Source organism: Nocardioides cremeus (genome assembly GCF_030518195.1).
In the GTDB taxonomy this organism is placed as follows: Bacteria; Actinomycetota; Actinomycetes; order Propionibacteriales; family Nocardioidaceae; genus Nocardioides; species Nocardioides cremeus.
Genome location: NZ_JAULSC010000093.1, coordinates 1 through 411, shown reverse-complemented (window position 1 = coordinate 411; position 411 = coordinate 1). Strand labels below are relative to the sequence as shown.

At 50.4% G+C, this 411-nt stretch carries 1 protein-coding gene; it reads right to left on the bottom strand.

The window, feature by feature from the left end; genetic code table 11:
• Positions 1-411, bottom strand: a 411-nt coding sequence (locus QWJ41_RS20845; protein WP_302710385.1) for a hypothetical protein, incomplete at both ends; no start/stop codon positions are given.

The following is a 411-nucleotide window of genomic DNA, read 5'->3' as shown; positions in this document are numbered from 1 at the left end:
ACGAGTAGAAGAAAACGACTTGTAAAAAGAAATAGAAGAACTTACCTCGCGGAAGAGTAAAATAAGCGAAATCTGCACCTTCCTTCATGCACTTTTCTACGGCACCGCACAAGTAATTATCGCGGGGCCCTTCTCCCGACGTTTCTCCCACCAATAGACCATCAATGTATACCTCGAACCGCTCACACCTATTTATCGAATCAGCCACGAGGAGAATGCTGTCCTCGGGATTGTCGATAGTTGTAGATTCAAGCGTGGAATCCTGTAGCGTTCCCCCTGCACGGCGCACGTTGATTATTTGCCAGGGTGTGAGTTCGTCGCCCGTGCAGGGCTTAGTCGCGAGGCGTTGCGGAATAGAGAAGTCTATGGGGTCTGGACCGGTGTTGAGTGAGGACTCGGGTTTCTGGTAGA